General features: G+C 71.8%; 26 protein-coding genes. 7 read left to right on the top strand and 19 right to left on the bottom strand.

Annotation, left to right across the window (positions count from 1 at the left end; all coding sequences use genetic code 11):
* Nucleotides 1-12: 12 nt before the first annotated feature.
* From ACSGDB_RS15845 to ACSGDB_RS15780, 14 genes are all read right to left on the bottom strand, one after another.
* The gene (locus ACSGDB_RS15845) at nucleotides 13-1,680 is read right to left on the bottom strand and encodes a flagellar hook-length control protein FliK (RefSeq protein WP_434995928.1); all 1,668 of its coding nucleotides are present in this window, start codon (nucleotides 1,678-1,680) and stop codon (nucleotides 13-15) included.
* Nucleotides 1,677-2,501, bottom strand: a complete 825-nt coding sequence (locus ACSGDB_RS15840) for a C40 family peptidase (protein ID WP_434995927.1) — start codon at nucleotides 2,499-2,501, stop codon at nucleotides 1,677-1,679. Before ACSGDB_RS15840 ends, ACSGDB_RS15845 begins: the two co-directional genes overlap by 4 nt.
* Entirely contained in the window at nucleotides 2,498-2,932 is a 435-nt protein-coding gene (locus tag ACSGDB_RS15835) for a flagellar export protein FliJ (RefSeq protein WP_434995926.1), read from the bottom strand. The genes ACSGDB_RS15840 and ACSGDB_RS15835 overlap by 4 nt, the downstream gene beginning before the upstream one ends.
* A complete protein-coding gene (locus tag ACSGDB_RS15830; RefSeq protein WP_434995925.1) occupies nucleotides 2,932-4,260 on the bottom strand; it encodes a FliI/YscN family ATPase in 1,329 nt (442 codons plus the stop codon). The genes ACSGDB_RS15835 and ACSGDB_RS15830 overlap by 1 nt, the downstream gene beginning before the upstream one ends.
* Complete coding sequence (locus ACSGDB_RS15825; RefSeq protein ID WP_434995924.1) at nucleotides 4,257-4,862, bottom strand: FliH/SctL family protein; 606 nt, start codon at nucleotides 4,860-4,862, stop codon at nucleotides 4,257-4,259. The genes ACSGDB_RS15830 and ACSGDB_RS15825 overlap by 4 nt, the downstream gene beginning before the upstream one ends.
* Complete coding sequence (fliG, locus tag ACSGDB_RS15820) at nucleotides 4,852-5,874, bottom strand: flagellar motor switch protein FliG (protein WP_434995923.1); 1,023 nt, start codon at nucleotides 5,872-5,874, stop codon at nucleotides 4,852-4,854. The genes ACSGDB_RS15825 and fliG overlap by 11 nt, the downstream gene beginning before the upstream one ends.
* Complete coding sequence (gene fliF, locus ACSGDB_RS15815; protein ID WP_434995921.1) at nucleotides 5,871-7,511, bottom strand: flagellar basal-body MS-ring/collar protein FliF; 1,641 nt, start codon at nucleotides 7,509-7,511, stop codon at nucleotides 5,871-5,873. The genes fliG and fliF overlap by 4 nt, the downstream gene beginning before the upstream one ends.
* Nucleotides 7,511-7,813 carry a flagellar hook-basal body complex protein FliE gene (gene fliE / locus ACSGDB_RS15810; RefSeq protein WP_434995919.1) on the bottom strand — a complete coding sequence of 101 codons (303 nt, stop codon included), beginning with the start codon at nucleotides 7,811-7,813 and terminating at the stop codon, nucleotides 7,511-7,513. Before fliE ends, fliF begins: the two co-directional genes overlap by 1 nt.
* The gene (locus ACSGDB_RS15805) at nucleotides 7,813-8,205 is read right to left on the bottom strand and encodes a flagellar basal body rod protein FlgC (RefSeq protein WP_434995917.1); all 393 of its coding nucleotides are present in this window, start codon (nucleotides 8,203-8,205) and stop codon (nucleotides 7,813-7,815) included. Before ACSGDB_RS15805 ends, fliE begins: the two co-directional genes overlap by 1 nt.
* Nucleotides 8,205-8,546: a flagellar basal body rod protein FlgB gene (locus ACSGDB_RS15800; protein ID WP_434995916.1), complete on the bottom strand. Its 342-nt coding sequence runs from the start codon at nucleotides 8,544-8,546 to the stop codon at nucleotides 8,205-8,207. Before ACSGDB_RS15800 ends, ACSGDB_RS15805 begins: the two co-directional genes overlap by 1 nt.
* Nucleotides 8,547-8,669: 123 nt before the next feature.
* Nucleotides 8,670-9,095: a hypothetical protein gene (locus ACSGDB_RS15795; protein WP_434995914.1), complete on the bottom strand. Its 426-nt coding sequence runs from the start codon at nucleotides 9,093-9,095 to the stop codon at nucleotides 8,670-8,672.
* The gene (gene fliS, locus ACSGDB_RS15790) at nucleotides 9,085-9,537 is read right to left on the bottom strand and encodes a flagellar export chaperone FliS (protein WP_434995912.1); all 453 of its coding nucleotides are present in this window, start codon (nucleotides 9,535-9,537) and stop codon (nucleotides 9,085-9,087) included. The genes ACSGDB_RS15795 and fliS overlap by 11 nt, the downstream gene beginning before the upstream one ends.
* A 9-nt stretch (nucleotides 9,538-9,546) precedes the next feature.
* Entirely contained in the window at nucleotides 9,547-10,923 is a 1,377-nt protein-coding gene (gene fliD, locus ACSGDB_RS15785) for a flagellar filament capping protein FliD (RefSeq protein ID WP_434995910.1), read from the bottom strand.
* Between the two features lie 138 nt (nucleotides 10,924-11,061).
* Nucleotides 11,062-11,889 (bottom strand): flagellin, encoded by an 828-nt coding sequence (locus ACSGDB_RS15780; protein ID WP_434995909.1) that lies wholly within the window; start codon nucleotides 11,887-11,889, stop codon nucleotides 11,062-11,064.
* Nucleotides 11,890-12,156: 267 nt separating this feature from the next.
* Between ACSGDB_RS15780 and ACSGDB_RS15775 the strand changes: the two genes are divergently transcribed.
* The 5 genes from ACSGDB_RS15775 (at nucleotide 12,157) to ACSGDB_RS15755 (ending at nucleotide 17,680) form a co-directional block, all read left to right on the top strand.
* A complete protein-coding gene (locus ACSGDB_RS15775; RefSeq protein ID WP_434995907.1) occupies nucleotides 12,157-14,418 on the top strand; it encodes a putative bifunctional diguanylate cyclase/phosphodiesterase in 2,262 nt (753 codons plus the stop codon).
* 115 nt (nucleotides 14,419-14,533) lie between these two features.
* Nucleotides 14,534-15,031: a flagellar protein FlgN gene (locus tag ACSGDB_RS15770; RefSeq protein ID WP_434995905.1), complete on the top strand. Its 498-nt coding sequence runs from the start codon at nucleotides 14,534-14,536 to the stop codon at nucleotides 15,029-15,031.
* Nucleotides 15,032-15,038: 7 nt separating this feature from the next.
* Nucleotides 15,039-16,424: a flagellar hook-associated protein FlgK gene (gene flgK / locus ACSGDB_RS15765; protein WP_434995903.1), complete on the top strand. Its 1,386-nt coding sequence runs from the start codon at nucleotides 15,039-15,041 to the stop codon at nucleotides 16,422-16,424.
* A gap of 12 nt (nucleotides 16,425-16,436) precedes the next feature.
* Nucleotides 16,437-17,312 carry a flagellar hook-associated protein FlgL gene (gene flgL, locus ACSGDB_RS15760; RefSeq protein ID WP_434995901.1) on the top strand — a complete coding sequence of 292 codons (876 nt, stop codon included), beginning with the start codon at nucleotides 16,437-16,439 and terminating at the stop codon, nucleotides 17,310-17,312.
* A complete protein-coding gene (locus ACSGDB_RS15755; RefSeq protein ID WP_434995899.1) occupies nucleotides 17,309-17,680 on the top strand; it encodes a flagellar assembly protein FliW in 372 nt (123 codons plus the stop codon). The genes flgL and ACSGDB_RS15755 overlap by 4 nt, the downstream gene beginning before the upstream one ends.
* Nucleotides 17,681-17,814: 134 nt before the next feature.
* Here the strand turns inward: ACSGDB_RS15755 and ACSGDB_RS15750 are convergent, their stop codons facing one another.
* Entirely contained in the window at nucleotides 17,815-18,654 is an 840-nt protein-coding gene (locus ACSGDB_RS15750) for an aldo/keto reductase (protein ID WP_434995897.1), read from the bottom strand.
* 120 nt (nucleotides 18,655-18,774) lie between these two features.
* Here ACSGDB_RS15750 and ACSGDB_RS15745 point away from each other — a divergent pair, with 120 nt between their 5' ends.
* Nucleotides 18,775-19,500, top strand: coding sequence for a hypothetical protein (locus ACSGDB_RS15745; RefSeq protein WP_434995896.1), 726 nt, complete (start codon nucleotides 18,775-18,777; stop codon nucleotides 19,498-19,500).
* Entirely contained in the window at nucleotides 19,434-20,363 is a 930-nt protein-coding gene (locus ACSGDB_RS15740) for a hypothetical protein (protein ID WP_434995894.1), read from the top strand. Before ACSGDB_RS15745 ends, ACSGDB_RS15740 begins: the two co-directional genes overlap by 67 nt.
* 10 nt (nucleotides 20,364-20,373) lie before the next feature.
* Here ACSGDB_RS15740 and ACSGDB_RS15735 read toward each other — a convergent pair whose 3' ends face one another.
* The 4 genes from ACSGDB_RS15735 to ACSGDB_RS15720 form a co-directional block, all read right to left on the bottom strand.
* Nucleotides 20,374-20,829 (bottom strand): hypothetical protein, encoded by a 456-nt coding sequence (locus ACSGDB_RS15735; protein ID WP_434995893.1) that lies wholly within the window; start codon nucleotides 20,827-20,829, stop codon nucleotides 20,374-20,376.
* Nucleotides 20,830-20,836: 7 nt separating this feature from the next.
* Nucleotides 20,837-21,481, bottom strand: a complete 645-nt coding sequence (locus ACSGDB_RS15730) for a bacterial proteasome activator family protein (protein WP_434995892.1) — start codon at nucleotides 21,479-21,481, stop codon at nucleotides 20,837-20,839.
* Nucleotides 21,482-21,643: 162 nt separating this feature from the next.
* Nucleotides 21,644-21,853 (bottom strand): YbdD/YjiX family protein, encoded by a 210-nt coding sequence (locus tag ACSGDB_RS15725; protein WP_434995890.1) that lies wholly within the window; start codon nucleotides 21,851-21,853, stop codon nucleotides 21,644-21,646.
* Complete coding sequence (locus ACSGDB_RS15720) at nucleotides 21,853-24,129, bottom strand: carbon starvation CstA family protein (protein ID WP_434995889.1); 2,277 nt, start codon at nucleotides 24,127-24,129, stop codon at nucleotides 21,853-21,855. The genes ACSGDB_RS15725 and ACSGDB_RS15720 overlap by 1 nt, the downstream gene beginning before the upstream one ends.
* Nucleotides 24,130-24,273 lie beyond the last annotated feature (144 nt).

The raw sequence follows: 24,273 nt of genomic DNA, 5'->3' as shown, positions 1-24,273 counted from the left end.
TGTCCTTCCGGGTCAGGCGAAGAGGTCGAGGGTGGAGGAGCCCGTGGCGGGGCTCCGGGTCCAGGGGATGTCCCGCACCGGTCGATGCACCGACGGGACCGGCACGCCGGACGGGTCGTCCAGCCGTCCGTCCCGGCGGTCGTCCCGATGGTCGTCCGGCGTGCCGGTCCCGAGATCGAGTGCAGCGGACAGGCCCGACGACGACGCCTCGCGCCGCAGGTCCGGCAGTGCCTGCCTGAGTGCCTCGCGTCCACCGTCGGTGGAGGAGAAGAACTCGAGTCGGGTGCCCTCCGGAGCGAAGCTGGCCCGGACGGTGATGGGGCCGAGATCGTCGGGTGCGACGGTGACGGTGATGGTGCTGGTCCCGCCCGGGGCATCGGCCGCCGCGCGGGCGAGCGCGAACGCCTGGCCGCCGAGTTGCTGCGGCAGGGGTGCCACTGCCGGTCGGGCCGACGCCACGGTATCGGAGGATCCGTGGACGGCGCCCCCGGGCACCGGCTGCACGGGTACCGGTACATCCGCGCGTCCGGAAGCAGTGGGCGGGGCTGTGCCGGGCTGTTCGGCGATTCCGGAACCGGCCGGGGTCGGCGTGCCGGGATCTGCTGCGGCCGGCGTTCCCGCCGCTGTCGTGTCCGGCGCCCCGGGACCGATGGCATCCGTGGCTCCGGCTCCTGCCGCGGGGACCTCGGGCACCCCTCGCCGGCCAGGCGCTCCACCGTCCGCCGAGGCGGCGGCGCCGGCAGTGCCGGCAGTGCCGGCAGGACCGGCCGAGGCCGTCGGAGCGGCAGGGCCGGAGGACGCGGTCGCGGCGTCCGAGCCGGCCGCGTCCGACGCGCCCGACGGCGGTGCAATGCCGGTGCCCGACGGCGGCGCGGTATCGGTGCCCGACGGCGCCGCCGCGGTGTCGACGGCCGGCGGCGCCGCGGCGGCGTCCGCGCCCGAGGACGCAAGGTCCGTACCCGAGGACGCGAGGTCGGTGCCGACGCCGGTGCCCGAAGACGCCGCGTCCGTACCCGGGGTCGCGATGTCGGTGCCGATGCCCGCACCCGAGGTCGCGGCGTCCGTACCCGAGGACGCGAGGTCCGTGCCGATACCCGCGCCAGAGGACGCGATGTCCGTGCCGAAGCCCGCGCCCGAGGCCGCGGCGTCCGTGCCCGAGGTCGTGATGTCGGCACCGGACGACGCCGTCCCGTGAGCCGCGGTTGCTGCGGACGTCCCCGTCCCCGGAACGACGTCCGACACCACCCGGGCTCCCCCGGTGGGCAGGCCCATCGCGGCGCCGGTCGGCGAAGATGCAGGGCTCCCCGCTGCTGCGGTGGCACCGGACGACGGAGCGGCTGCTGAGGCGAGCGGTGCTGGTGCCGCGTCGACGGCGGAGGGAGCCGAGGAGGCACGGGACCCGGACGTCGTCCGGGTGGCCGATCCGCTCTCGTGGGTGGCCGGGGTCGGCGGGACGACGATGCCCGAGGGCGCACCCGGCGCAGCGACGACGGCGTCGGTGGTCCTCGGAGCGGACCTTCGCTCGGCTCCACGCTCGCCCGGGCGCTCCCCCACGTGCGTCCGGTACAGATCGCCGAAGGATGCCGCCGACGTCCGGTCGCCGGGACCCGCACCCCGGCGGAACGGATCCGCTGCCGCCCGGGGGACGGTCGCGGTGGGCAGCCCCTGGACAGGAGTCATCGCGCCATGCTCGCGAGGAAGGCCGCCTGCGCGGCGTACGGTGCTTCGGCGGGCACCGGAGCGCCGGCGGAGGCGGCGGCCGGAACCGCAGCCTCGGCGACCCCCGGTGCCGCGACGGACGCAGCACCGGCGGGAGCGCCCGGCAGGATCCGGCGGATGGTGGTGATGTTCGCGTCGGTCTCCCACATGTCGCGGACGGCGACGGTCTTGCCGGGTTGCGGCGCATCGATCGCCTTGCCGCCCCCGAGGTACATGGACACGTGGCCGCCCTCGAGGCTGAAGAGCAGGTCGCCGGGCTGGGCCTCCGCGAGGGACGGGACATGGGTCCCCGCGTTCATCTGGTCCCAGGTCACACGCGGGATCTGGATGCCGATGTCCGCGTACGCGCGCTGCACGAATCCGGAGCAGTCGAGGCCGGCGGCCGGGTCGGTCCCGCCCCACACGTACGGGACGCCCTCATAGGACCGTGCGGCCTCGATGAGTCGGGCGGCGTCCGTGGAGGCGGGAACGGGAAGCGGTACCGTGCCCGCCGGTGCGACCGGCTCCGGGGGCGCGGCTACGGGTGCGACGGCGGGAGCTACGTCACCGGCTCCGGCTCCTGCTGTACCACCGGAGGCCCCGGCGGCGCCGGTGGCACCCGCGAGCGCGTCGGCGAACAGGTCCGCGGATGAACCCGCTACCGACTTCGGGGCCCCCGCCGAGGAGGCGCCCGCCGTCATCCCCGTCGCCGGAGCGGCCTGTGCCCGCGCCGCAGGGGCGGAGAGCATGCTCAGGGTGGACTGGATCTGCTGGATACGGCCCACCGCGTCGGTGATGGTCATGCTTTCTCCTCTGCACTGCGCCGGGCACTGCTGACCGAGGCGAGTTCGTCGAGGACACGCTGCTCGGCGCCGATCAGCGCCGCAGCCTCCGTGTCCCGGTGGCGGTCCTCGAGCTTCTCGAGGCCCATGGTCGCCGCGCGTGCCGCACGGTACTGGTCCTGTGCACGGTGCTGCTCACCCTGCAGGTGCGCCTCGAGGGAGTGGAGGTCGGCGAGCATGCTGCGTGCCGAGGCCCGGGCCGCGGCCACCGCGTACAGCGACGCCGACCCGGCGGGGCTGAGATCCGTGCCGTCCAGGGCATCGCTCAGGACGTCGGTGCGGGTGCGTGATGCCCGGAGGCGTTCGTTGGCGGTCGCCAGGGATCCGGCGGCCTCCTCCTCGCGCAGCTGGCGCAGCCGGAGCAGGCCCGCGAGGGGGAACTGTCGTGCCATCAGGAGACTCCCATCGAGGTGGTGAGGTGGGCCAGGCGGCCCCAGGCGTCGTCGGACGGGGTCTGCTCGTCCATCCGCTGCTGCAGGAACGCCGTGATCCCGGACTCGTGGGCCAGGGCGGCGTCGACCAGCGGATTCGACCCGCGGGCGTAGGCCCCGACGTCGATCAGGTCCTGGGCGGCCTTGCGGGCGGCGAGGGTTCTGCGCAGCACGGCGGCGACCGCCGCCTGCTCGCGTGTGGTGACCCGGGACGCCACCCGGGAGATCGAGGCCAGCGGGTCGATCGACGGGAAGTGCCCCGCGACAGCGAGCTTGCGGTCGAGCACCACGTGACCGTCGAGGATGGACCGCGCCGCGTCGGCGACGGGCTCGTTGTGGTCGTCGCCGTCCACGAGCACGGTGTACATGCCCGTCACGGAGCCGGCCGCGCCGGTCCCCGCACGTTCGAGGAGCTGGGCGAGCAGGGAGAAGGTGGACGGCGGGTAACCGCGGGTGGCGGGGGGCTCGCCGACGCTCAGGCCGATCTCGCGCTGCGCCATCGCGACCCGCGTGAGCGAGTCCATCATGAGCATGACGTCGGCGCCGCCGTCGCGGAACCCCTCGGCGATCCGCGTGGCCACGAAGGCGGCGCGCAGGCGCAGGAGCGCCGGTTCGTCCGATGTGGACACCACCACGATCGACCGTGCGAGTCCCTCGGCACCGAGATCGTCCTCCAGGAAGTCCCTGACCTCGCGACCGCGCTCGCCCACGAGGGCGATCACCGAGACGGCGGCGTCCGTGCCGCGGGCGATCATCGACAGCAGCGAGGACTTGCCGACCCCGGAGCCTGCGAACAGGCCCATGCGCTGACCGCGGCCCACGGTGGTGAGCGTGTCCATCACGCGCACGCCGAGCTGCAGGGGTTCGGTGATGCGGGTGCGATCCAGCGCCGGCGGCGGGGTGTTGTCCAGTGACACCCATGCGACGTCGGTGAGCGGGCCGCGTCCGTCGAGGGGCCGGCCCACGCCGTCGAGCACGCGGCCCAGCAGTCCCGGTCCCACCGGCACGAGCAGCGGTCCCCCGTGGGCACGGACGGGTGCTCCGGCCTGGATCCCGGAGAGGTGGGCGTACGGCATGCAGCGCAGCCCGGTGAGCGAGGCGGCGACCACTTCGGCGTCGACGGTCCCGGAGCCGGAGTCGGGGTCGCCGATCGTGACGACGTCGCCGATGGCGCAGTCGAGGCCGACGACGTCGACGCCGAGCCCCACGACGGAGGCCACCCTGCCGTACCGCTGGGGCATGGCGACCGTGCGGGCCCGGTGGACGGCGTCCTCGAGGGTGAGGCTCATGCGGCACCCCCGGGAGCCAGGGCGGACCGCACGCGGGCGAGCGCCGTCCCGAGCCGCGCATCCACGTGGCCGTCCGGGCATTCCGCGACGGCGTCGCCCCGCTGGAGGGAGGCGTCGGGCACGAGACGCACGGCGTCCGGCACCTGACCCGGGGCGAGCACCGCCAGGTCCGCGGGGTGCAGGCGCACCGCGCGCACCTCCTGACCCTCCGCTCCCTGGAGGGCGCGGGCGACGGCGGCCCGTGCCGAGGACGGCCCGTCCTCCAGGGCACGGCCCAGCAGGGCCTCCGTGATGTCCAGGGCGGCGTCGAGGATCCGGGTGCGGGCCGCCTCGAGGACCGGGGCGGTCCGGGCGTCGAGGGCCCGCGCGGCCGTGTCGAGGACCCGCAGGCGCTGCGCGAGGAGATCGTCCGCGTGCGCCCGGGCGGCGGCGTGCTCGGCGTCGAGCCGTGCCCGGTGCTCGGCGAGGTCCGCGCGGGCGAGGGCCAGTCCGTCCGCGTACCCCGCGGCATGGCCCTGGGCGACGGCGGCGGAGTGCCCGGCCTGGCCGGAGCCGGGGCCGAGGCGCGGGAAGGCGATGGGGGTGAGCGCGTCAGTCGACATACTCGTCCTCGTCCCCGCGCTGGATGGTGATGGTGCCCTGGGCCTCGAGGTCGCGGATGGCGCGCACCACCTCGGCGCGGGCCTCCTCGACCTGCGACATGCGGACGGGTCCGACGGCGCGGATCTCGTCGTCGAGGATCTCGCGGTTGCGCTCGGAGACGTTCGAGCGGATCACGGTGACCACGGCTTCGGCGGCGCCCTTCATCGCGAGGGCGAGGACGGCCGCGTCGATCCCGCGCAGCACCTGCTGGACGTCGCGGCGTTCGAGGTGGACGATGTCCGCGAAGGTCAGCATGCGGGCGCGGACCTCCTCGGCCAGCACCGGGTCGCGGTGCTCGAGGCCGTCGAGCAGCGCGCGTTCGGTCCCGATGTCGGCACGGTTGATGATGTCCACGAGCGGCTGGATACCGCCGATCGCCGTCGTGCCCTGGCGCGGCGCCGCGACGGCCCCGGCCCTGATCTTGATCGTGTCGGCCACGATGGACACGGCCTCCGGTGTCGCGGAGCCCATGGTCGCGATGCACTGGGCCACGTCGGTGCCGGTGTCCTGGTTCAGGGCGGCGAGGATGATCGACGCGCGTTCGGGCTTGAGGTGCGCGAGGACCAGGGCGATGGTCTGCGGCAGTTCGCCCTCGAGGACTGTCTGGATCTGGCCGGGCTCCACGCTGTCGAGGAACTCGAAGGACTTGCCGGCCGCGGTCGACGCCAGACGCCCCACCACACCTGCTGCACGCTCCGCGCCGAAGGATGACTCGAGGAGCCCGATAGCCACGTCCATGCCGCCGCGCGTCCGGCGTCGGCCGCTGGTGGTCAGCTCGTGGAACTCCGCGAGCGCCTCCTCGGCGGCGGCGGGCTCCACCCGGCGCAGTCGCACGATCTCCGCGACGATCTCCTCGGCCTCGGCCTCGGACATCTGCTTGAGGACCTCGGAGGCCTGGCGCTGGTCGAGCTGCATGAGCACCATGGCGGCCTTCTGCGTCCCGGTCAGGGCGGTGCGGGCGAGGGTGCTCATACGCTCTGCCTGTCATCCATCATGCTGCGCAGGAACTCGGCCGTCTTCGCCGGGTCCTGGGTGGCGAGGGCCTCGACCTCCGCACGCATGCGGTCGAGGTCGGAGGCCGCTTCCCCGGCCTGCAGCGCCGCCTGGACCGCGGCGACGTCGATCGTGGTGGTGCTCGGGGCCGGCTCCAGGGGAGCGAGGAGTGCCACCGCGGGATCGATCGCGGGGGCGCTCGGCGCCGGGATCGCGGGGTAGACGCCCTGCAGTTCCCCGAGGTCGAGCGGTTCGCGCCGCTGGCGGCGTGACCGGCGTGCGTAGATGATGAGCGCCACGATGGCGACGAACAGGATGGCCGCGACGATGGACAGCGTCCGGATGAGGTCCGCCCGCTGCTGCTCCGCCTCGGCGGCCTCCGCGTCCGCCAGGGCGTCCGCGGCGGCGTTGGCCCCGGCGTCGCTGAACGGCAGTTCCTCCACCGTCACCACGTCGCCGCGTGCGGCGTCCACACCGGCGGCACCCGCGACGACGGCGGTGAGCGCGGCGACGTCCATGTTGGCCGTGGCGGCCCGGTTCACCGCGACGGAGATGGTCTGGCGGTTGATGCCCCCGGCGGGCACCGTGGTGGACTCCGTGGTCTTGTTCACGGCGTTGTTCCGCGTGCTCGTCTCGGAGTTGAAGGTGCCGTCGCCGTCGGCGCCGTCCTCGGGCACGGCGATGTTGTCCGGCCCGAGGACACCGGCCCGGCCGCCTCCGGCGCCCGCGTACTCCTCGGTGGAGGTGGACTCGTTGAGGGCGGGGGCGTTCTCGGGCGTCGTGAAGGTCTCCTCGACCCGCTCGGCGCTCTCACGCTTCATGTCCGCGGCCACGGCGACGGTCGCGTTGCCGACCCCGACCACGCGGTCGAGCATGGCCTGCACGGACGCCTGGATGCGCTGCTCGTAGTCCGAGGCCTGCTGGTCGCTGCCGCCGGTCGCACCGACGCCGACCGCGGAGAGCACCCGGCCCTCGGAGTCGATGACGGCGACGTCCGCGGCGTCCATGCGGTCGATCGAGGCGGACGTGAGGTGCGTGATCGCCTGCACCTGGTCGCTCGAGAGCGTGGCGCCGGGGTTCGTCTGCACGAAGACCGAGGCCGTCGGCTTGCCCTGTTCGGCCACGAACACGGTGTCCTCGGGGACGGCGAGGCGGACGGTCGCGGCCTTGACGCCGTCGATCGCCGAGACCGTCGAGGCGAGCTCGCCCTCGAGTGCCCGCTTGTAGGTGGTGGACTGCTGGAACTCGGAGGAGGTGACCCCCATGTCGTCGAGGAGCGAGTAGCCGCCGGTCGACGAGGACGGCAGGCCCGCGGAGGCCGCCTTGATCCGCTGGTCGTACACCGCGGCCTCGGGGACGAGGATGGTGCCGCCGCCCTGGGTCAGCTCGTACGGCACGCCGTCGGTCTGCAGCTGGTCGACGATGGTGCTGGCGTCCTCGCCGCTCAGCCCGGAGAAGAGCGGGGTGTAGGAGGGCTTGGACAGCCAGGACGTGAGGGCGATCCCGCCGAGCACGAGCACGGCGACGCCGATGATGGCGATGGTGCGCTGGGCGATGGTGAAACTCTTCACGGCGTCGCCCAGGCGGGTGGCGGCGGCGGACAGGGGCGTGGGCATCAGGCCTGCATCCTCATGATCTCGTTGAAGGCGTCAACGCCCTTGTTCCGGACGGCGGCGACGAGCTCCAGCGTCACCTGGGCGCGCGTGGAGGCGAGGGTGGCGTTGTGGATGTCGGTCAGGTCGCCGGTGACGGCCTGCACGGACAGCGCGTTCGACGTCGACTGCAGGCCCTGCAGGTTGTCCACGGCGGAGGTGAGGGAGGTCGCGAACCCCTCTCCGCCGGCGTCGGACACGGCTCCGACGGAGGGAAGGTAGGAGGTGGCGGCCGGCTGGACGGCGCCGATGGCGGGGACGGGCATCAGGAACGTCCGATCTGGAGTGCGGCTTCGTAGGTGGCTTTGGCGCGGTCGACGACGGCGGCGTTGGCCTGGTAGCCGCGCTGCGCCATGATGAGCTGCCCCATCTGGGCGCTCATGTCGATGTCGGGGTAGCGGACGTAGCCGTCCGCGTCCGCGAGGGGATGGGTGGGTTCGTGGACCAGGCGGCCCTCGTCGCTGCCGAACTCGGCGCCCGCGACATAGGCGCCCTGCCCGTTCTCGTCGGCGCGGGCCGTGACGTAGCGCTGCTGGAAGGCGGCGCCGTCGGTCGCGGTGACCGTGTTGGCATTGGCCATGTTGTCCGCGACGGCGTCGAGCCACTTGCGGTGCAGGGTGAGCCCCGTGCCGGAGATGCCGATGGCGTCGAAGGTCATCAGTTCGTCCTCAGTGCGGTGCGGATGCTGGTGAAGGGTCCCTCCACGGCGCGGGCCGCGAACTGGAAGCGCAGCACGGTGTCGATGTTGGAGAGCGTCTCCGTGTCCAGGTTGACGTTGCTGCCGTTGAGCCGGGTGGGTTCGAGGGAGGTGTCGGTGGTGGCCTGCACGCTCCCGCCGCCCATCGCCACCGACCGCGCGAGGGCGTCCTCGAAGCTGACCCGCTGCGCGTGGAAGCCGGGGGTGTTGACGTTGGCGATGTTGTTCGCGGTGACGCGCTGGCGCAGGGCGAGCCCGTCGAGGGCACTGCGCAGGGCGAGCGAGGACACGGAATCGAGCACGGCGGCAGAACCTCTTCTGGCAAGGCTGAGCGGCCGATCCATGGCCTGGGGGTGAGCGATCCATGCTCACCGGCGACTATCGGACGCGTCGCGTACAGCCGTTAGGTGGTCACCGGGAGAACTTCAGCCCGTGACGTCGAGGTAGACGGCGGACTGCTGCGGGGCGGTCGCCGCGTGGACGGATCCGAGCGCGGAGCGGTGGCGTCGCAGGGTATCGGCGTCGGCCGCCAGCTGCGCGAGGGCTTCCCGCTGGCGCTCACTGATGCGCCGCGCCCTGGCCACGAGGGGCGCCGGGATGGGACCGTCGACCCGCGGAGGGATCCAGCCGGTGAGGACGGCGGCCTGGCGCTGGAGGTCGCCGACCGCGGAGGTGCCCGCGGGGGCGTCGTCGACGGCGGCAGCGTCCAGTGCGGTCCGGAGAGCGGTCTCGAGTGCTGCCTCGAGGGTGTCGAGGACGGACGTCCAGGCCGTCAGCGCCGCCGTCGCGGTCGGGCTGTCCGGATCGGTCGGGGCGTCGGGGCCAACCGGGGTGTCGGGATCAACCGACACCGAGCACTCCGAGGGAGCGGGGCGCGTCCTGGCCCTGGGGCTCCCCGGACTGACCTGCGGGCGGCACCTGGCCGGCGCCGGCCGCTTCGTGCCACGCCTGGCGCAGTGGCTCGAGGATCTCGGCGCACTCCGCCGTCCTCCCGCGGTCCCGACGGGTGTTCGCCTCGATCAGCGTCTGCCGCACGTAGGTGTAGAGGGACATGAGTCCGGCCGCGCCGTCCCAGACATCCGTGCGCAGCGAGGACATGAGCTCGCCCACGATGTCCTGCGCGTGCAGCAGGTTCTCGCTCGCCACGGCCCACTCCCCCGCCTCCTGGGCGGCGCCGGCACGCGCGAGATCGAGCAGCAGCCGGTCGTAGAGCATGGTCAGCAGTCCTGCGGGCGTCGCGGAGAGGACGGCGTCCTGCACGTACTGCGACCGCTTGGCCTGGTATCCGTTCATCCGAAGCATCTAGAGCCCGCTTCCCGTGGGGAGGCCTGCCAGCTGGGAGGACAGCCAGTTCCCCTGTGATTGGAGTTGTGAGAGTTGGACCTCGAGCGCCGAGTAGGTGCGCTCCAGGGTCGCCCGGCGCTTCTCGAGCCGGGTGTCCCAGCCGGACACCTGGTCGTTGAGGCTGCGGACCGTCGATTCCTGACTCTTGATCCGCCGTGTGAGCTCGCCGTCGTACTTGTCCGACGCAGCCCTGCCGGCCTCCGCGACGCGCGTCGAGAGCTGGGTGAGGGCGTCCTTCACGGCAGCCGGGTCCTTCGCGAGCGCTGCGGCGAACTTCTCGGCGTCGAACTCGACGGTCCCGGAGCGCGTCAGTGTGATGCCCAGTTCCGACGTCGACCGGCCGTTGATGGGTGCCGTCGCCGCCGTGAGCATCGACTGGGCGATCCCGCGGACGGCGCTGTCGCCCGTGAACCGACCCGACGTCGGCGCGGCACTGGCCGTCGCGCCCGGGGTGACCCTCGTGTTGGCGTCCACGAAGGAGAAGACGCCCCGGAGAGCCTCGACGAGCTCCTTCGCCTTCGTGGAGGTGGCCTCGGCGTCGCGGGACACGGTCACGGACACCGGTTCGGTGGTGGTCTTCGCTACGGTGACGGAGACGCCGGGGAGGATGTCGGTGAAGGTGTTCGACGACGAGGTGATGGTCTGCTCGGCGGCGGTGCCGCCCCAGAGGACCACCTCGGCGTCCTGCGCGGCACGCACGGTGGCGGCGCCCGGTTCGGTGAAGAGGCCGGCGGCGGTGCCTGCGGCGACATCTGCTGCGGCACCGCGGAAGACCTCGAAGCCGTGCTCCGCGCCGGGTTCCTGCGCGGTGAACTGGAGCCGGTACTGCGGGGCGCCGGCGGCGTCGGTGCCGGCACTGACCTTCGTGGCCGTGACGCCGACGGCGGCCCTGTTCACGGAGGCGACGACGTCGTCGAGGGTGCCGGTGGTGGCGAGCTCGGTGGTGGTGCCGTCCGCTGCCCTGATGGTCAGGGTGGAGGCTGCCGGGGAGAAGGCCGTCATGGCTGCCGTGACGGAGGACTGCGAGGAGGCGAGCTGCCGCACGGTGAAGTCGAGGGTGCCGGCACCGGCCGAGGAGGTCGCGGTGGCGGTGGCTGCGTCGGAGCTGCTGGCGACCTTGTAGAGGTCGAGGGCCAGTGGTGTCGCGGTCTTCGCCGCGAGCTCGGTGAGGGAGCTCAAGCGGGTGTTCAGCTGCTGCAGGGCGGTCACGAACCCCTGCGTCGAGGTGGCCTTGGCCTTCAGGATCGTCTGGGGACGTGCTTCCAGCTGCATGAGCTGGTTGATCATGTTCGTGGTGTCCAGCCCGCTGGCGATGCCGTCGATGGAGAACGCCATGGGTCTACCTCTCGGGGGCTGGAAGGTGCTGCTGGTTCATCGGGATGGGTCACAGGCAACAGATGAATGCACGGCGGCGGGACCTCTCGGTCCAGGATCGGTCCCGCCGTCGTGCACTTTCGCCTACATACTCACCGTCTAGCGGAGGAGCTGAAGGACACCCTGGTTCATCTGGTTGGCCTGGGCCAGCATCGCGGTACCGGCCTGCGAGAGGATGTTCGAGCGGGTGAAGCTCGCCATCTCCTTCGCCATGTCGGTGTCGCGGATGCGGGACTCGGCCGCGGCCAGGTTCTCCTGCGAGACGTTGATGCTGTTGATCGCGGACTCGAAACGGTTCTGCACGGCACCGAGGCCGGAACGCGCCGTGGACACGTCCTTGATCTGCGCGTCGATCGCGGCGATCGACGTCAGGGCGGCTGCCGAGTCACCGAACGCGAGACCCTGCACGGCGGTCGCGACTGCCTCGACGTTGGTGGCCGCAACTGTGATCTGGTCGTTCCCGGCGACCGAGCCGGCTCCGACCTGGAACGTGAGGCTCGTTGCCGTCGAGCTCAGCAGTTCGGTGCCGTTGAAGTTGGTGGACGTTGCGATGCGCGACAGTTCATCGCCCAGGGCCGTGACCTCGGTCTGGATGGCCGCACGCGCATCGGCGTTGTTCGAGTCGTTGCCGGACTGGACTGCCAGGTCGCGGACACGCTGCAGGATGCTGTGGACCTCGGACAGTGCACCTTCAGCGGTCTGGACCACGCTGATGCCGTCCTGGGCGTTGCGGGCGGCAACGCCGAGACCGTTGACCTGCGAGCGCAGGCCCTCGGCGATGGACAGGCCGGCGGCGTCGTCGGCTGCCCGGTTGATGCGGAGACCGCTGGAGAGCTTCTCGAGCGACTTGGACATGTCGTTCTGCATGCCCGAGAGGTTGCGGTATGCGGTGTTGGCCGCGGTGTTGGTGTTGATCTGGAAACCCATGATGTATTCCTCCGTGAAAGGGTTGCTATCGCCGGCCCATCCATGGGCCTGCACCGTCAACTATCGGCACGGTCCCGCCGGGCCGTTAGGACTCGACGGAACTTTCTTCGCGGCGCCGTCGGCCGGGTGCCATTTGACGCAGCAAATGGCCAGTTTTCCCCGTGGGTTCGGCCGCGGCGGGCCGGATCGACGGCTGGGACCGGGCGACGGCCATAGGCTCGTTCTCCTGTGGTCAGGTTCCTGACAGTGAAGGAAAGGAAGTACCTGGTGCGTGCTGACACCCGTGTGCCCCGCCGGAACGGCCGGTTCCGGACGGTCGTCTCCCGGATCCCGGTGATCGCGACGATCACGCTGGCGGCGCTCTACCTCGTCTCCCTCCTGCTCGGCGACCTCGCCCGGTTCGACGTCGTCGGCGTGTGGCTCGGCATCACCACCGAGCTCTCCGCCGTCGCCGTGTGCGTGTGCGCGGTCCTGCGGACACGCCTGTCGCAGTGGCAGGTGGTGTTCGGCGCCGCAGCCGTGAGCATCTACACCGCAGGCGACGTCTACTACCTCGCGGCACTGCAGGGGCAGCAGGCCCTCACCGTGGTCTCGGCCGCGGATGTCGCGTACCTGGCCTTCTACCCGCTGATGCTCGGCGTCCTCGTGGTGACGGTGCGGAAGCTCAAGCGCGTGACGTGGCCTCTCCTGCTGGACAGCCTCGTCGGAGCACTGGCTGCGGCGTCGGTCATGGCCATGATCCTCGCGCCGGTCCTGCGGGCCGAGGCCAGTGGAGGTACGGCGTTGGGGGTGGTCGTCGTCGTCATCTACCCCCTGCTCGACCTCCTGCTGATCACGGCTGTCGGCGGCCTGCTGTCCTCCCGTGGGCTCGATCTGGGGCCGCGATGGCCGCTGCTCGTGACGGGGTTGATCCTCTTCGCCGCCGCGGACATCGGCTATGCGCTGGGCGTGCAGGAGTACGCCGTCGGCTCCGTGGCCGATGCCGGCTGGATCCTGGGACTCGCCGCCATCGCACTGTGGGTGGATGGCGGCGCACGCACCGGAACCGAGGCCTTTCGTCCCCGGACCCGCGGCGTGCCCGCCGCCACGGCCCTGCTGCTGTCCACCACCTCGGCCGTGGTGGTCCTGCTGGTCGGCTGCCAGACTCCCATCGCACCCCTCGCGCAGGTCTTCGCCGCCTCCGCCCTGCTCCTGGCGGCGGTGCCCCTCCTGTTCCGGAACCGCATGCTCACCACCCTCGCCACCACCGATGAACTGACCGGCCTGCCGAACCGCCGCGGACTGGTCACCGATCTCCGCGGACGGCTGGGCGGACGGCGCTCCGGCGCCCTGTTCTTCCTGGACCTCGACCGCTTCAAGGACGTGAACGACGCCCTCGGACACACGGTCGGGGACGCCCTCCTCGTCCAGGTGGCCGAGCGCTTCGCGCGGCAGCTGCGCTCGAACGACCTGCTGGCCCGCCTCGGCGGGGACGAGTTCGCCGTCTTCCTCGACGGGGTGGAGGCGGACCAGGCGCTGAAGGTGGCACGGCGCCTGGAGGCGGCACTCTCGGAACCGGTCCAGATCGGCACTGCCTCGCTGAAGACCAGCGTCAGTATCGGCATCGCACGCACGCCGGAGAACGGCACCGACATCGACCTCCTGATGCGCAAGGCGGACATCGCCATGTTCCGGGCCAAGTCCAGCCGCAGCGGCCACCACCTCTACGACGCGATGGACGACGACGGCGGGGCCCGGAAACTGAGGACCCTGCAGGAGCTCCGCACGGCACTGGTCGAGGATCAGTTCGAGCTGCACTACCAGCCCAAGGTGCGCCTGCGCGACGACGCCGTGACCAGCGTCGAGGCCCTCATCCGCTGGAACCACCCGGTGCTGGGGCAGCTGCCGCCGACGTCGTTCCTGCCCCTGGCCGAGGAGGCCGGCCTGATGCCGGAACTGTCCTCGCTCGTGCTCGGATCCGCCGTGGACCAGGTGGCACGCTGGTATGCCGACGGGCTGACGGTCAGCGTCGCGGTGAACCTGTCCGGATCCTGCATCCAGCACGGGCTGCCCCGGCAGGTCCGCACCCTCCTCGCGCAGCACGGCATGCCGGCCGACTGCCTCATGCTCGAGATCACCGAGGACATGCTGATGGCCGATCCGGCGCACTCCTCGAAGATCCTGGCGCAGCTTCGCGCGGACGGCGTCCAGGTGTCGATCGACGACTTCGGCACGGGCTACAGCTCACTGGCGTACCTGCGTGACCTGCCCGCCGACGAGCTCAAGCTGGACCGCTCCTTCATCACCGCCATGCGCACGGATGGGCGTGCCGGCGGGCTCGTGGGCTCCATCATCGAGCTGGCGCACAGCCTCGACCTGCGGGTGGTCGCCGAAGGAGTCGACAACGAGGAGACCCTGCTGGAACTGCGCGCGCTCGGGTGCGATCTGGCCCAGGGCTTCCACTTCGCCAAGCCGCTGCCGGCCGCGAAGCTGGTCCCCTGGATCACCCGGAACACGCCGGTCGTGAGGGTCACCGCCGTCCCCGGATGACCTCCGGCCGGCATCGCGTCGTCGACGCACGTGGGCCCGTCCCTTACATCGGGGCCGGCACAGCCGATAGTTCTCCCGGTTCCACCGTCCGTGGAACCGGAGAGGAGGTAGAACCGTGAGCGCCCAGAATCTGTCGGCCCTGCTCTGGCAGGAGCGCGAGCTGCTCGAGCTCCTCGTCTTCAAGCTCGAGGAGGAACAACTCCTCCTCACCTCCGGCAGGACCCGCTGGCTCCATCACGCCACCCGCGAGGTGGAACAGGTCCTCGAACGGCTCCGCGACACGGGCCTCGCCCGGGCCGTGCACGCCTCCGCCGTCGCGCAGGACTGGGGCGTCGACGGCGCCGCCACCCTGCGGGAGCTGGCCGCAGCGGCCCCCGACGAGCCCTGGGGGGAACTGCTCACCGCGCACCTCCAGGCGATGACGGTTCTCGTCGCGCAGATCGGCGCGCTGCGGGACAGCAATCACCAGTTCCTGAAGGCAGCCAGCCGGTCCGCCCAGGAGACCCTCGCGGGCATCGGCACCGGCGCGGGCACCTACGCCGCGGACGGCGCCGCGAGCCGCGGTCACCGGCAGGGCCACGCACACCCCACCCTCCTCGACAAGGACATGTAGCGGGACCATGAGCACATTCAGCGGACTCACCACGGCGTACACCGGACTCGCCGCAGCGCGCGCCGGCCTCGACGTCACCGGGCAGAACATCGCGAACGCCACCACTCAGGGGTACACGCGCCAGCGGCTCGAGACCGCGGCCACCGCCCCGGCCCGGCCGTCGCTGTTCACCACCGGCGTCCGTCCCGGCGAAGGCGTCCTCGCCACGGGCATCGCCCGTCTCGGCGACGCCCACCTCGAGGCGCGGGTCCGCATCACCGCCGGTGCCGCCGGGTACACCGCCGTCCGCGCGCAGGCCTTCGCCGCACTCGAGGACGGGCTGCGCGAGCCCGGCGCCAACGGCGTCTCCGCCTCCCTCCAGAACTTCTGGGCCGGGTGGCAGGAGGTCTCCAACGCACCCGAGAAGGGCGCCCCGGCGTCGACGCTCCTCGCCGCCGCCGGCCAGCTCACCTCCCGGATCGCCGCCGGCTACCGCGAGGTCGAGTCCCAGTGGGCGACCACACGTTCCTCGGCCACGAACCTCGTCACGGAGGTCAACGCCGCCGCCACGCAGGTCGCCGACCTCAACCGGCAGATCCGCTCCGCCGTCGCCGCGGGCACCTCGGCCAACGAGCTCGTGGACCGCCGCACCACCCTGACCTCGACGCTCGCCGCACTCACCGGTGCCACCGTCCGCGACAACGCAAATGGCACGGCCGACGTCCTGGTGGCCGGCAAGCCCCTCGTCTCCGGCGTCACGGCCTCCGCCCTGCAGGTCACAGGACCCGCGGGGATCGACGGCGCGGGTAGCGTCCGGGTCGAGTGGGCGGACGTCCCGGGCGTCTCCGCCGGCGTCGAGAGCGGCGAGCTCGCCGCGACCCTCTCCCTCCTCGCCCGCGCCGACGACGGCGGGCCCCTCGCCCAGGCCGCCGCCGGGTACAACGCCTTCGCGGCGACGCTCGCGGACCAGGTGAACACCCTCCACATCGGTGCCGGCAAGGGGCCGTTCTTCGCCTACGATCCGGCCCGCGCCGCGTCGTCCCTCGATGTGCTGCCCACCCGCCGCGAGGACCTCGCAGCGGGTGCACCCGGCGCGGGCGGCTTCGACGGCTCCGTGGCCCTGACCATCTCGGGGCTCGGAAGGGGCAGCGGATCGCCCGACGCCGCGTGGTCGGCCTTCGTCGTCGACCTCGGCGCCGCGGCACGCACCGAGCTTCAGGGCCATGCCCTCGCCGAGGTCTCCGCCACCAGCGCCATGCGGCAGCATCTGGGCGCCACCTCGGTCAGCATGGACGAGGAGCAGGTCAATCTGCTGCAGTACCAGCACGCCTACCAGGGCGCCGCGCGCGTGATGACGGCCGTCGACGAGATGCTCGACGTCCTCATCAACCGCATGGGAATCGTCGGACGCTAGGGAAGGGCCACCATGATCACGCGCGTCACCAACCAGACCATGATGCAGGGAGCCCAGCGCTCGCTGCAGCACAACCTCGCGCGGCTCGCCGAGCTGCAGGAGAAGGCGTCCAGCCAGAAGGCGATCAGCCGGCCGTCCGACGACCCCGTTGCCGCGGGCGAGGCCCTGCGCGTCCGCGGCGAGATCCGCGCGAACGAGCAGTACGCCCGGAACATCTCCAACGGCGAGGGCTGGCTCTCCCAGCTCGACAACGCGATGACGACGTCCAAGCGCGCGCTCGACCGCGTCAACGACCTCACCCTGCAGGGCTCCAACTCGTCCCTGCCCGCGGCCGCACGGGAAGCCCTCGCGCTCGACGTCGAATCCCTGCGCAGTGGCCTCGCCGCCCAGGCGAATGCCACCTACGCCGGCCGGTTCCTGTTCGCCGGGAACGCCGACGCCCCCGCCGCACTGGACACGGACCTGACCTTCGCGGCCGGCGGCACGGTGGAGCGCAGGGTGGGCCCCGGCCAGACCGTCCGCGTGGACGCGGACGGCGCGGCCGTCTTCGGCAGCGGCTCCACCTCGGCGTTCGCCCTCCTGGACACCATCGCCGCGGACCTTCGCGCCGGCAGGGACGTGTCGGTGCACCTCGCCCCGCTCCAGCAGCGCATCCAGGACCTCACCGCCCAGCACAGCGAGATCGGCACCCGCCACGCCCGGCTGCTCGAAGCCAAGGACGCCGTCGCCGACGCCTCGCTGGCCCTCGAAGGAGAACGCGCCACCGTGGAAGACATCGACCTCGCCTCCGTGATCCTGGACCTCAAGCTCCAGGAGACGGCGTACCAGAGCGCCCTCGCCGTCTCGGCCCGCGTGCTTCAGCCCTCCCTGATGGACTTCCTGCGATGAGGGCCGCCTTCGTCACCCCTCCCCCGGGGCTCGCGCCGCTCACGGACTTCCACCTCGAGGAGGTACAGGGCGCCGACGGGCTGTTCACCCTCACCGCGGCACAGGACACGGGGGTTCGCCTCTTCCTGCTCGACGCCGCCACCTACGTCCCGCGCTACAGCCCCCGCTTCTCGGACGCGCAGCGCGACGTCCTCGGACCGGATTCACCCGACGCCCACCTGTTCGTCGTGGCGAATCCGGGGCCCGCGGGAACGACCGTCAACCTGGCGGCCCCGATCGTCCTGGACCCGGCGACGGGCCGCTGTGCGCAGCTGATCCTCGAGGGGACCGACTACCCGCTCCGGGCGTCCCTCGCGCAGGCCGCCTGACGCTGCCCGGAAACGACAGGAGCCGCCCGGCGATGCCGGGCGGCTCCTTGGTTTTCACGTCGTTGCGCGGACGTGGCGGGTTCCGCCGTCGCGCACCCGCCACACGTGCTCAGTGAGCAGACGGGACGCGGTGGTTACGCGAAGTCGGACGTCGCGGGGTCGGCGCCGATGCGGCCGGCCGCACCCTTGTCCAGCCCGTTGATGGCCTCGATGTCCTCGTCCTCGAGCGTCACGTCGAGGGACTCCCAGTTCTCGATGATGCGCGACTCCGTGACGGACTTCGGGATGACCACGTTGCCGAGCGCGAGGTGCCAGGCGAGGACGACCTGCGCGGGCGTGGCGTTGCGCTTCTGCGCGATGTCCTGCAGGACGGCGTCGTCGAGCAGTCCCTTGCCGGAGCCGATGGGCGACCACGACTCGTGGAGGATGCCCTTCTCGGCCTCGAACGCGCGGAGCTCGGACTGGTTCAGGTAGGGATGCGTCTCCACCTGGTTGATGGCCGGGACCACGCCGGTCGCGTCGATGATCTCGTTCAGGGCCTCGACGGTGAAGTTCGAGACGCCGATGCTCTTCACGCGTCCCTGCTTCTGCAGCTCGATGAGCGCCCTCCAGGTGTCCAGGTACTTGCCCTGCTTCGGCTGCAGCCAGTGGATGAGGTAGAGGTCGAGGGTCTCGAGGCCGAGGCGCTCCATGGACTCCTCGAACGCCTTCAGCGTGCTCTCGTAGCCCTGGTCGGAGTTCCACAGCTTGGTGGTGATGAACATTTCGTCGTGGCTCAGGCCGGAGGACGCGATGGCGCGGCCCACGCCGGCTTCGTTCCCGTAGATCTTGGCGGTGTCGATATGGCGGTACCCGGCCTTGAAGGCCTTGCCGACGACGTCCTCGGCCACGTTGTCCTCGACCTGCCACACACCGTAGCCGAGCTGCGGGATCGTGTGGCCGTCGTTGAACGTAAGATTTGGTGATGTAGTCATGTAGGCGGGAACCAACGATGCACCCCGTTTATTTCGGTTTCCCCTGACAACTATCAGCCAGCGTGCTTTCGGAGCGGCCCTGAGGGACGTGCCGATCGCCCCGCGGGACAGGGGTGGGACGTGCTCGACGACGACGACGGCGCCCTCGCCGCCCTGCACGACGCCGCGTACCGGTACGCCTTCCGCCGGTCGGTCTCCTCGCGGCTCGCCTCCTCCGCAGCCCTGGAGTCCGTCGAATCCCTGGACGGGGTGTCCTCCCCCAGTGCCGACCGCGTCGCCGTCCTCCGCTCGGCCAGACTGGTCCTCGAGCGCTACCTCCCGACGACGCTGCCTCCACGCGCCGTCGGGGACTCCGCCCTGAAGGCCGCCCTCGCCGGTCTGGCTCCCGCCGACCGTGAGTTCCTCCTCCTGCATCACTGGGACGGCCTTTCCGTCGGGGACGCCGCGCGGCTGACCGGGGGGAATCCGGACCGCCTCCCCGCCGTCGAAACCGCCGTCGAAACCGCCTGCGCGCGGGCGGCCCTCCGGGCGGGCCCTGCCCTCGCCGCCGCGTTGACTGCGGCCGATCCCGCCGCAACCATCCCCGACGGGGACCTCGCCCGCAGTCGCGGAGGGACGCTCCGTCCCGGGATCGGACCGACCGTCGAGGAGCCGGCCCGGGCCGGTACCTCACCCGGCCCCGCCCCGCCTCGACATCGGCGGCCCCCGCTGCCCCCGCCGCCGCGACGTCGGACCTTCCCGCGGAGCAGGACGGCCCCCGGCCCGCGGCCCGACGCGGCGTGCCCCGGCGGCGGGTTCAGGCGATCCTCGGGACCCTCTGCCTGCTCGCCGTCATCGCCGCCCTGACCACGGCCCTCATCCCCCGCGCCGCCCCCGGCCCGTCGGGGGACGTCGAGCGGCTGTTCGGCCTCGCCGACGTCGTGGCCGTCGTATCCATTGCGGACCTCGAACCCCGGCAGGTGGACGGCGAGCTGCGGATGCTGCAGACCGCCTCCGTGGTGCAGATCGTGAAGGGTGACGCCGAAGGGACCACCCTGACCATCGACGTCACGGGGCGCAGCACCCTCGAACGCCCCTTCAGCCGGGATCTGTTCACACCGGACCGGCTGATGTTCCTGGTGCGCGACGGCGACGGCGTCCTCTCGCCGATCGAGGGGAACGGGTCCGTCCTGACGCTGGTCGACCGGCGCTCCCCGACGGCGACGACCATCGCGGGGGATGCTGCACCGCTGCCGGACCGACTCCGCGACGCGATCCGCGCCCTGCCGGAGGAGGAACTCGCGCTGGAGACGAACGGGACGGTTCCGGGGCTGGTACCCGAGGAGGCCGTCCTGGGCATCCGCCCACCCGAGGACACCGTGGAGAACCGCCCCCGGAGTCCCCTCGGGACGTTCGGCGTCCTGCCCGCGGGCGACGGCCGGGCATGCGCGGTCTTCGAGTACGGAGGGCGCTCCGTCCTCCTGCGCTGGCCCGAGGGTTTCTCGGCCTACGAGCGCACGGAGGTCCTGTCCTATCCCAACGGGGACCCCCGGCGTGGCCGGGAGGTGCTGACGGTCCTGAACGACCGCGGGTACCCGTACGTGGACGACAAGCGGCAGGCACCATTCATCGGAGGTACGCCCACGGGCGAGCAGGGCGAGTGCGGCGGGCAGGATCTCGAGGTCTGGGACATCGCCGTCGAACCCGGGACCACCCTGCTGTCCTACTGACGGCGGTGTCCTACCGGCCGCCCGGCATGGCCCGCTCGGCCTCCTCGACGTCCTCCGCCACCAGCTGGGCGCGGCGGCGTACGTTGTCGAGGCCCGACGACGCGACGCCCCACCGCTCGCCGTCGAGGCGCGTCATCGCGGCGGCCTCCGCGGTGGTCGCCAGGGTGTTCCCGGCCCGGGACAGCGCCCGGTGCACCTGCAGGAGGGCGCCCGGGATGTCGAGGCCCGTACTCGGCGACGAGGCCTGGGCGTTCACGCAGATGGTCCGCACGCGCGGCAGCATCGCCCCCAGCTCGTCGGCGACCGCCACGAGCTCGTTGTAGACGGCGTCGTCCTCGATGCCCTCGAGGATCTGGTGATAGCGGTCCAGGCTCCGGCGGAAGCGGTCGTGCGCGCGGCGCCACACCCCGGTGCCGAGCTCGGCGTCGTCCCTGCGGCCCTGCCGCGCCGCGGCGAAGAAAGCCACCGGGCCGTCAGAGGTACTGGCCGGGGCCGTGGCCCTCGGTCTGGGGCGGAGCGGCCTTCTGCCCGGGCGGGGTGCGCTTCGGTTCGCCGTCCTCGCCGATGACGACGCCGGGGGCGATCACGGTGCCGGGGGGAAGCTCGCGGAGCTGGAGGCGAGCCGCGAGCTGCTGGTTGGCCATCTGCTGCGCTGCGAGCGCTGTCTGGATGCCGTGGAAGAGGCCCTCGAGCCAGCCCACGAGCTGTGCCTGTGCAACGCGCAGCTCGGCGTCCGTGGGAACCGTGTCCTCGTCGAAGGGCGGGTGGATGCGATGCAGCTCCTCGACCAGCTCCGGGGCGAGCCCGTCCTCGAGCTCCCGCACCGAGCGCTCATGGATGGAGGCGAGCCTGGTGCGGCCGGCGTCGTCGAGCGGCGCGCTGCGGACCTCCTCCAGCAGCTGCTTCAGCATGGTGCCGATCCGCATGACCTTGGCCGGTTCGTCGACGAGGTCCGAGAGCGGCGTCGGCCCGCCCGTCGGTGCCGGAGCACCTGCACCCTCACGCGGCAGCGAGCCTTCCGGGACGGGCCCACCGGCCGCCGACCGCGGCTGGTCCGGCGCGCCGGCCGTGATCGCGGGCACCGGATCGGACGGACCGGCAGGCTGCTGTTCAGTCATTCCGCTATGCTCCCACAACCGCGATGGGCCGGGCAGATCCGGCCCTGCTGCCCGGCGGCGGCGCGTCACGGCGCGACATCCAGTGGGTCCGCGGACGACGCTCCGCGGACGACGAAGCCCGACGCCGTTCGGTCGGCGTCGGGCTTCGTCGTGAGGTGCCCCCTAGCAGCAGCGGCCCTCGGGGTTCGCGTCCTGGCGGTCCGTCTTGTCCCGCCAGAACTCGCGCTCGGTCATGGGCGGACCGCCGGTGTGCGTGCGCTCGTGGTGGTCGAGGTACGCCTGGTAGGCGTTCTCCCCCATGATGCCCTTGAACAGCCAGGCGAGCTCCCGCGCGGTGTCGCGGGCCCGCGTGAGGACCTGCGCCACAGCCATCAGTGCCCCGTCCTCGCCGGGCGCCTGCCGGGCTCGAGAGCAGCCCACTGGGCCTCGAGCTCCTTTTCCGCCGGGGTGGCGACCAGCCCGGCCGGCGCGAAGACACGCGAGGCCACGGGGGTGTCCTCCGTGTCCGCTCCGCCACCGTTCCGGTAGGCCCTGATGGTGGCGATGATCGCGGTGGTGATGACGATGATCGACAGCACCACGAAGACGATCGACAGCGTGCCCTGGATGAAGGTGTTGCGGACCACCGCCTCCATGGCGGCGACGTTCTTCGCCGTCCCGAAACTCTGCTCCCCCGCGGCCAGCGCGTCGCGGAACGCGGCGTGCTGCGCCCAGTAGCCAATCGCCGGGACGGGCGAGAAGATCTTCAGGAACGACGCCGTGATGGTCACGACGGCGGCGAACGCGAGCGGCAGGGCGGGTATCCACAGGAACCGGAAGAGTCCCCGCTTGGCGCAGATCGCCATGCAGACGGCGAGCGCGATCGCCGCCAGCAGCTGGTTCGCGATCCCGAACAGCGGGAACAGCGTGTTGATGCCGCCCAGCGGGTCCGTGACGCCCATGATGAGGATCGCCCCCCACCCGGCCACCATGATCGCGGTGCAGATCCAGGCCCCGGTGCGCCATGAGGTGTCGCGGAAGCGGGGGACGAAGTTACCGATGCTGTCCTGCAGCATGAACCGGGCTACGCGCGTTCCGGCGTCGACCGCCGTGAGGATGAACAGGGCCTCGAACATGATGGCGAAGTGGTACCAGAACGCCATCATCCCGGCGCCGCCGAAGACGCCCTGCATGATCTGGGCGATCCCGACGGCCAGGGTCGGGGCGCCGCCGGTCCGGGAGACGATCGATTCCTCGCCCACATTGGAGGCCATGGTGCTGAGCGCCTCGGGGGTCAGGCTGACGCCGGTCAGGCCGAGGCCGTTGACGAACGCGACCGCGCCCTCGATGGTGCCGCCCGTCGCCGCCGCCGAGGAGTTCATGGCGAAGTAGATGCCGCGGTCGATCGACAGCGCCGCGACGAGCGCCATGATCGCCACGAAGGACTCCATCAGCATGCCGCCATAGCCGATGAAGCGTGTCTGGCGCTCCTTCTCGATCATCTTCGGCGTGGTGCCGGAGGCGATGAGGGCGTGGAAGCCCGAGAGCGCACCGCAGGCGATGGTGACGAAGAGGAAGGGGAAAAGCGTACCGGCGACGACCGGACCCTGGCCCGTGGTCGCGTACTCGGTGACCGCGGGGACGCTGATCTCGGGGCGTGTGACGACGATCGCGACGGCGAGCATGATGATCGTGCCGATCTTCATGAACGTGGAGAGGTAGTCGCGCGGGGCGAGCAGCAGCCAGACCGGCAGGACGGCGGCGATGAAGCCGTAGATGATGATGCCCCAGGCGATCGTGATGCGGTCGAGCGTGAACAGTTCGACGCCCCACGCGGTCTCGGAGATCCAGCCACCGCCGATGATGGCGAGCAGGAGCAGCACGAACCCGATGACCGACACCTCGGTGACCTTGCCGGGCCGGAGGTAGCGCAGGTAGACGCCCATGAAGAGGGCGATGGGGATGGTCATGGAGACCGAGAAGACGCCCCACGGGCTCTCACCGAGGGCGTTCACGACCACGAGGGCGAGGATCGCGACGATGATGATCATGATGGTCAGGGTGGCGATGAGCGCCGCGGTACCGCCGATGACGCCGAGTTCCTCCCGCGCCATCTGCCCGAGCGAGCGCCCGCCGCGCCGCATGGAGAAGAACATCACGAGGTAGTCCTGCACCGCCCCCGCGAAGATCACGCCGATGATGATCCACAGGGTCCCGGGGAGGTATCCCATCTGCGCAGCGAGTACCGGGCCCACGAGGGGGCCGGCGCCGGCGATGGCGGCGAAGTGGTGGCCGAAGAGGACCCGGCGGTCGGTGGTCGCGTGGTCCTTGCCGTCCGCCTTGTACTCCGCGGGGGTCGCACGACGGTCGTCGGGCTTCAGCAGGTTCCGCTCGATGAACTTCGAGTAGAACCGGTAGGCGATCAGATAGGTGCAGACCGCCGCGAAGACGAACCAGATGGCGTTGACGGTCTCCCCGCGGACGATCGCGAGGATGGTCCAGGAGACACCGCCGAGGAGGGCGATGCCCACCCACACGGCGATCTTCGCCGGCGTCCACCGGCGGTCTTCCGCTTCGGCCTGCTGCGGGTCGACGGCGACCGGCGGCAGGTCCGGATCCGTCACCAGCACGGCGGCGTGCCGATGGGACCCGTTCTGCTTGTTGCTCATGGTGCTCCTCGGGGCGAGAGTGGGATTCACACGAAGGTAGCAACCTAGTGAGGCGTGCATCACAGTACAAGTCCCCCGGGAGGGGCGGTGCGCCGAACGCACCCGGACCTGCGGTGAGCGGGCTCCTCCCGCACCGCCCACGCG

The organism is Arthrobacter sp. Ld5 (genome assembly GCF_051172775.1).
Taxonomy (GTDB): domain Bacteria; phylum Actinomycetota; class Actinomycetes; order Actinomycetales; family Micrococcaceae; genus Arthrobacter_D.
The sequence above is the reverse complement of the archived record's forward strand: the minus strand, read 5'-3'. Positions and strand labels throughout refer to the sequence as shown.

Coding starts and splice junctions, on each gene's coding strand:
- ACSGDB_RS15845 (WP_434995928.1), bottom strand. CDS start 1,680: ATGACTCCTGTCCAGGGGCTGCCCACCGCGACCGTCCCCCGGGCGGCA.
- ACSGDB_RS15840 (WP_434995927.1), bottom strand. CDS start 2,501: ATGACCATCACCGACGCGGTGGGCCGTATCCAGCAGATCCAGTCCACC.
- ACSGDB_RS15835 (WP_434995926.1), bottom strand. CDS start 2,932: ATGGCACGACAGTTCCCCCTCGCGGGCCTGCTCCGGCTGCGCCAGCTG.
- ACSGDB_RS15830 (WP_434995925.1), bottom strand. CDS start 4,260: ATGAGCCTCACCCTCGAGGACGCCGTCCACCGGGCCCGCACGGTCGCC.
- ACSGDB_RS15825 (WP_434995924.1), bottom strand. CDS start 4,862: ATGTCGACTGACGCGCTCACCCCCATCGCCTTCCCGCGCCTCGGCCCC.
- fliG (WP_434995923.1), bottom strand. CDS start 5,874: ATGAGCACCCTCGCCCGCACCGCCCTGACCGGGACGCAGAAGGCCGCC.
- fliF (WP_434995921.1), bottom strand. CDS start 7,511: ATGCCCACGCCCCTGTCCGCCGCCGCCACCCGCCTGGGCGACGCCGTG.
- fliE (WP_434995919.1), bottom strand. CDS start 7,813: ATGCCCGTCCCCGCCATCGGCGCCGTCCAGCCGGCCGCCACCTCCTAC.
- ACSGDB_RS15805 (WP_434995917.1), bottom strand. CDS start 8,205: ATGACCTTCGACGCCATCGGCATCTCCGGCACGGGGCTCACCCTGCAC.
- fliS (WP_434995912.1), bottom strand. CDS start 9,537: ATGAACGGATACCAGGCCAAGCGGTCGCAGTACGTGCAGGACGCCGTC.
- fliD (WP_434995910.1), bottom strand. CDS start 10,923: ATGGCGTTCTCCATCGACGGCATCGCCAGCGGGCTGGACACCACGAAC.
- ACSGDB_RS15780 (WP_434995909.1), bottom strand. CDS start 11,889: ATGGGTTTCCAGATCAACACCAACACCGCGGCCAACACCGCATACCGC.
- flgK (WP_434995903.1), top strand. CDS start 15,039: ATGAGCACATTCAGCGGACTCACCACGGCGTACACCGGACTCGCCGCA.
- flgL (WP_434995901.1), top strand. CDS start 16,437: ATGATCACGCGCGTCACCAACCAGACCATGATGCAGGGAGCCCAGCGC.
- ACSGDB_RS15755 (WP_434995899.1), top strand. CDS start 17,309: ATGAGGGCCGCCTTCGTCACCCCTCCCCCGGGGCTCGCGCCGCTCACG.
- ACSGDB_RS15750 (WP_434995897.1), bottom strand. CDS start 18,654: ATGACTACATCACCAAATCTTACGTTCAACGACGGCCACACGATCCCG.
- ACSGDB_RS15730 (WP_434995892.1), bottom strand. CDS start 21,481: ATGACTGAACAGCAGCCTGCCGGTCCGTCCGATCCGGTGCCCGCGATC.
- ACSGDB_RS15725 (WP_434995890.1), bottom strand. CDS start 21,853: ATGGCTGTGGCGCAGGTCCTCACGCGGGCCCGCGACACCGCGCGGGAG.
- ACSGDB_RS15720 (WP_434995889.1), bottom strand. CDS start 24,129: ATGAGCAACAAGCAGAACGGGTCCCATCGGCACGCCGCCGTGCTGGTG.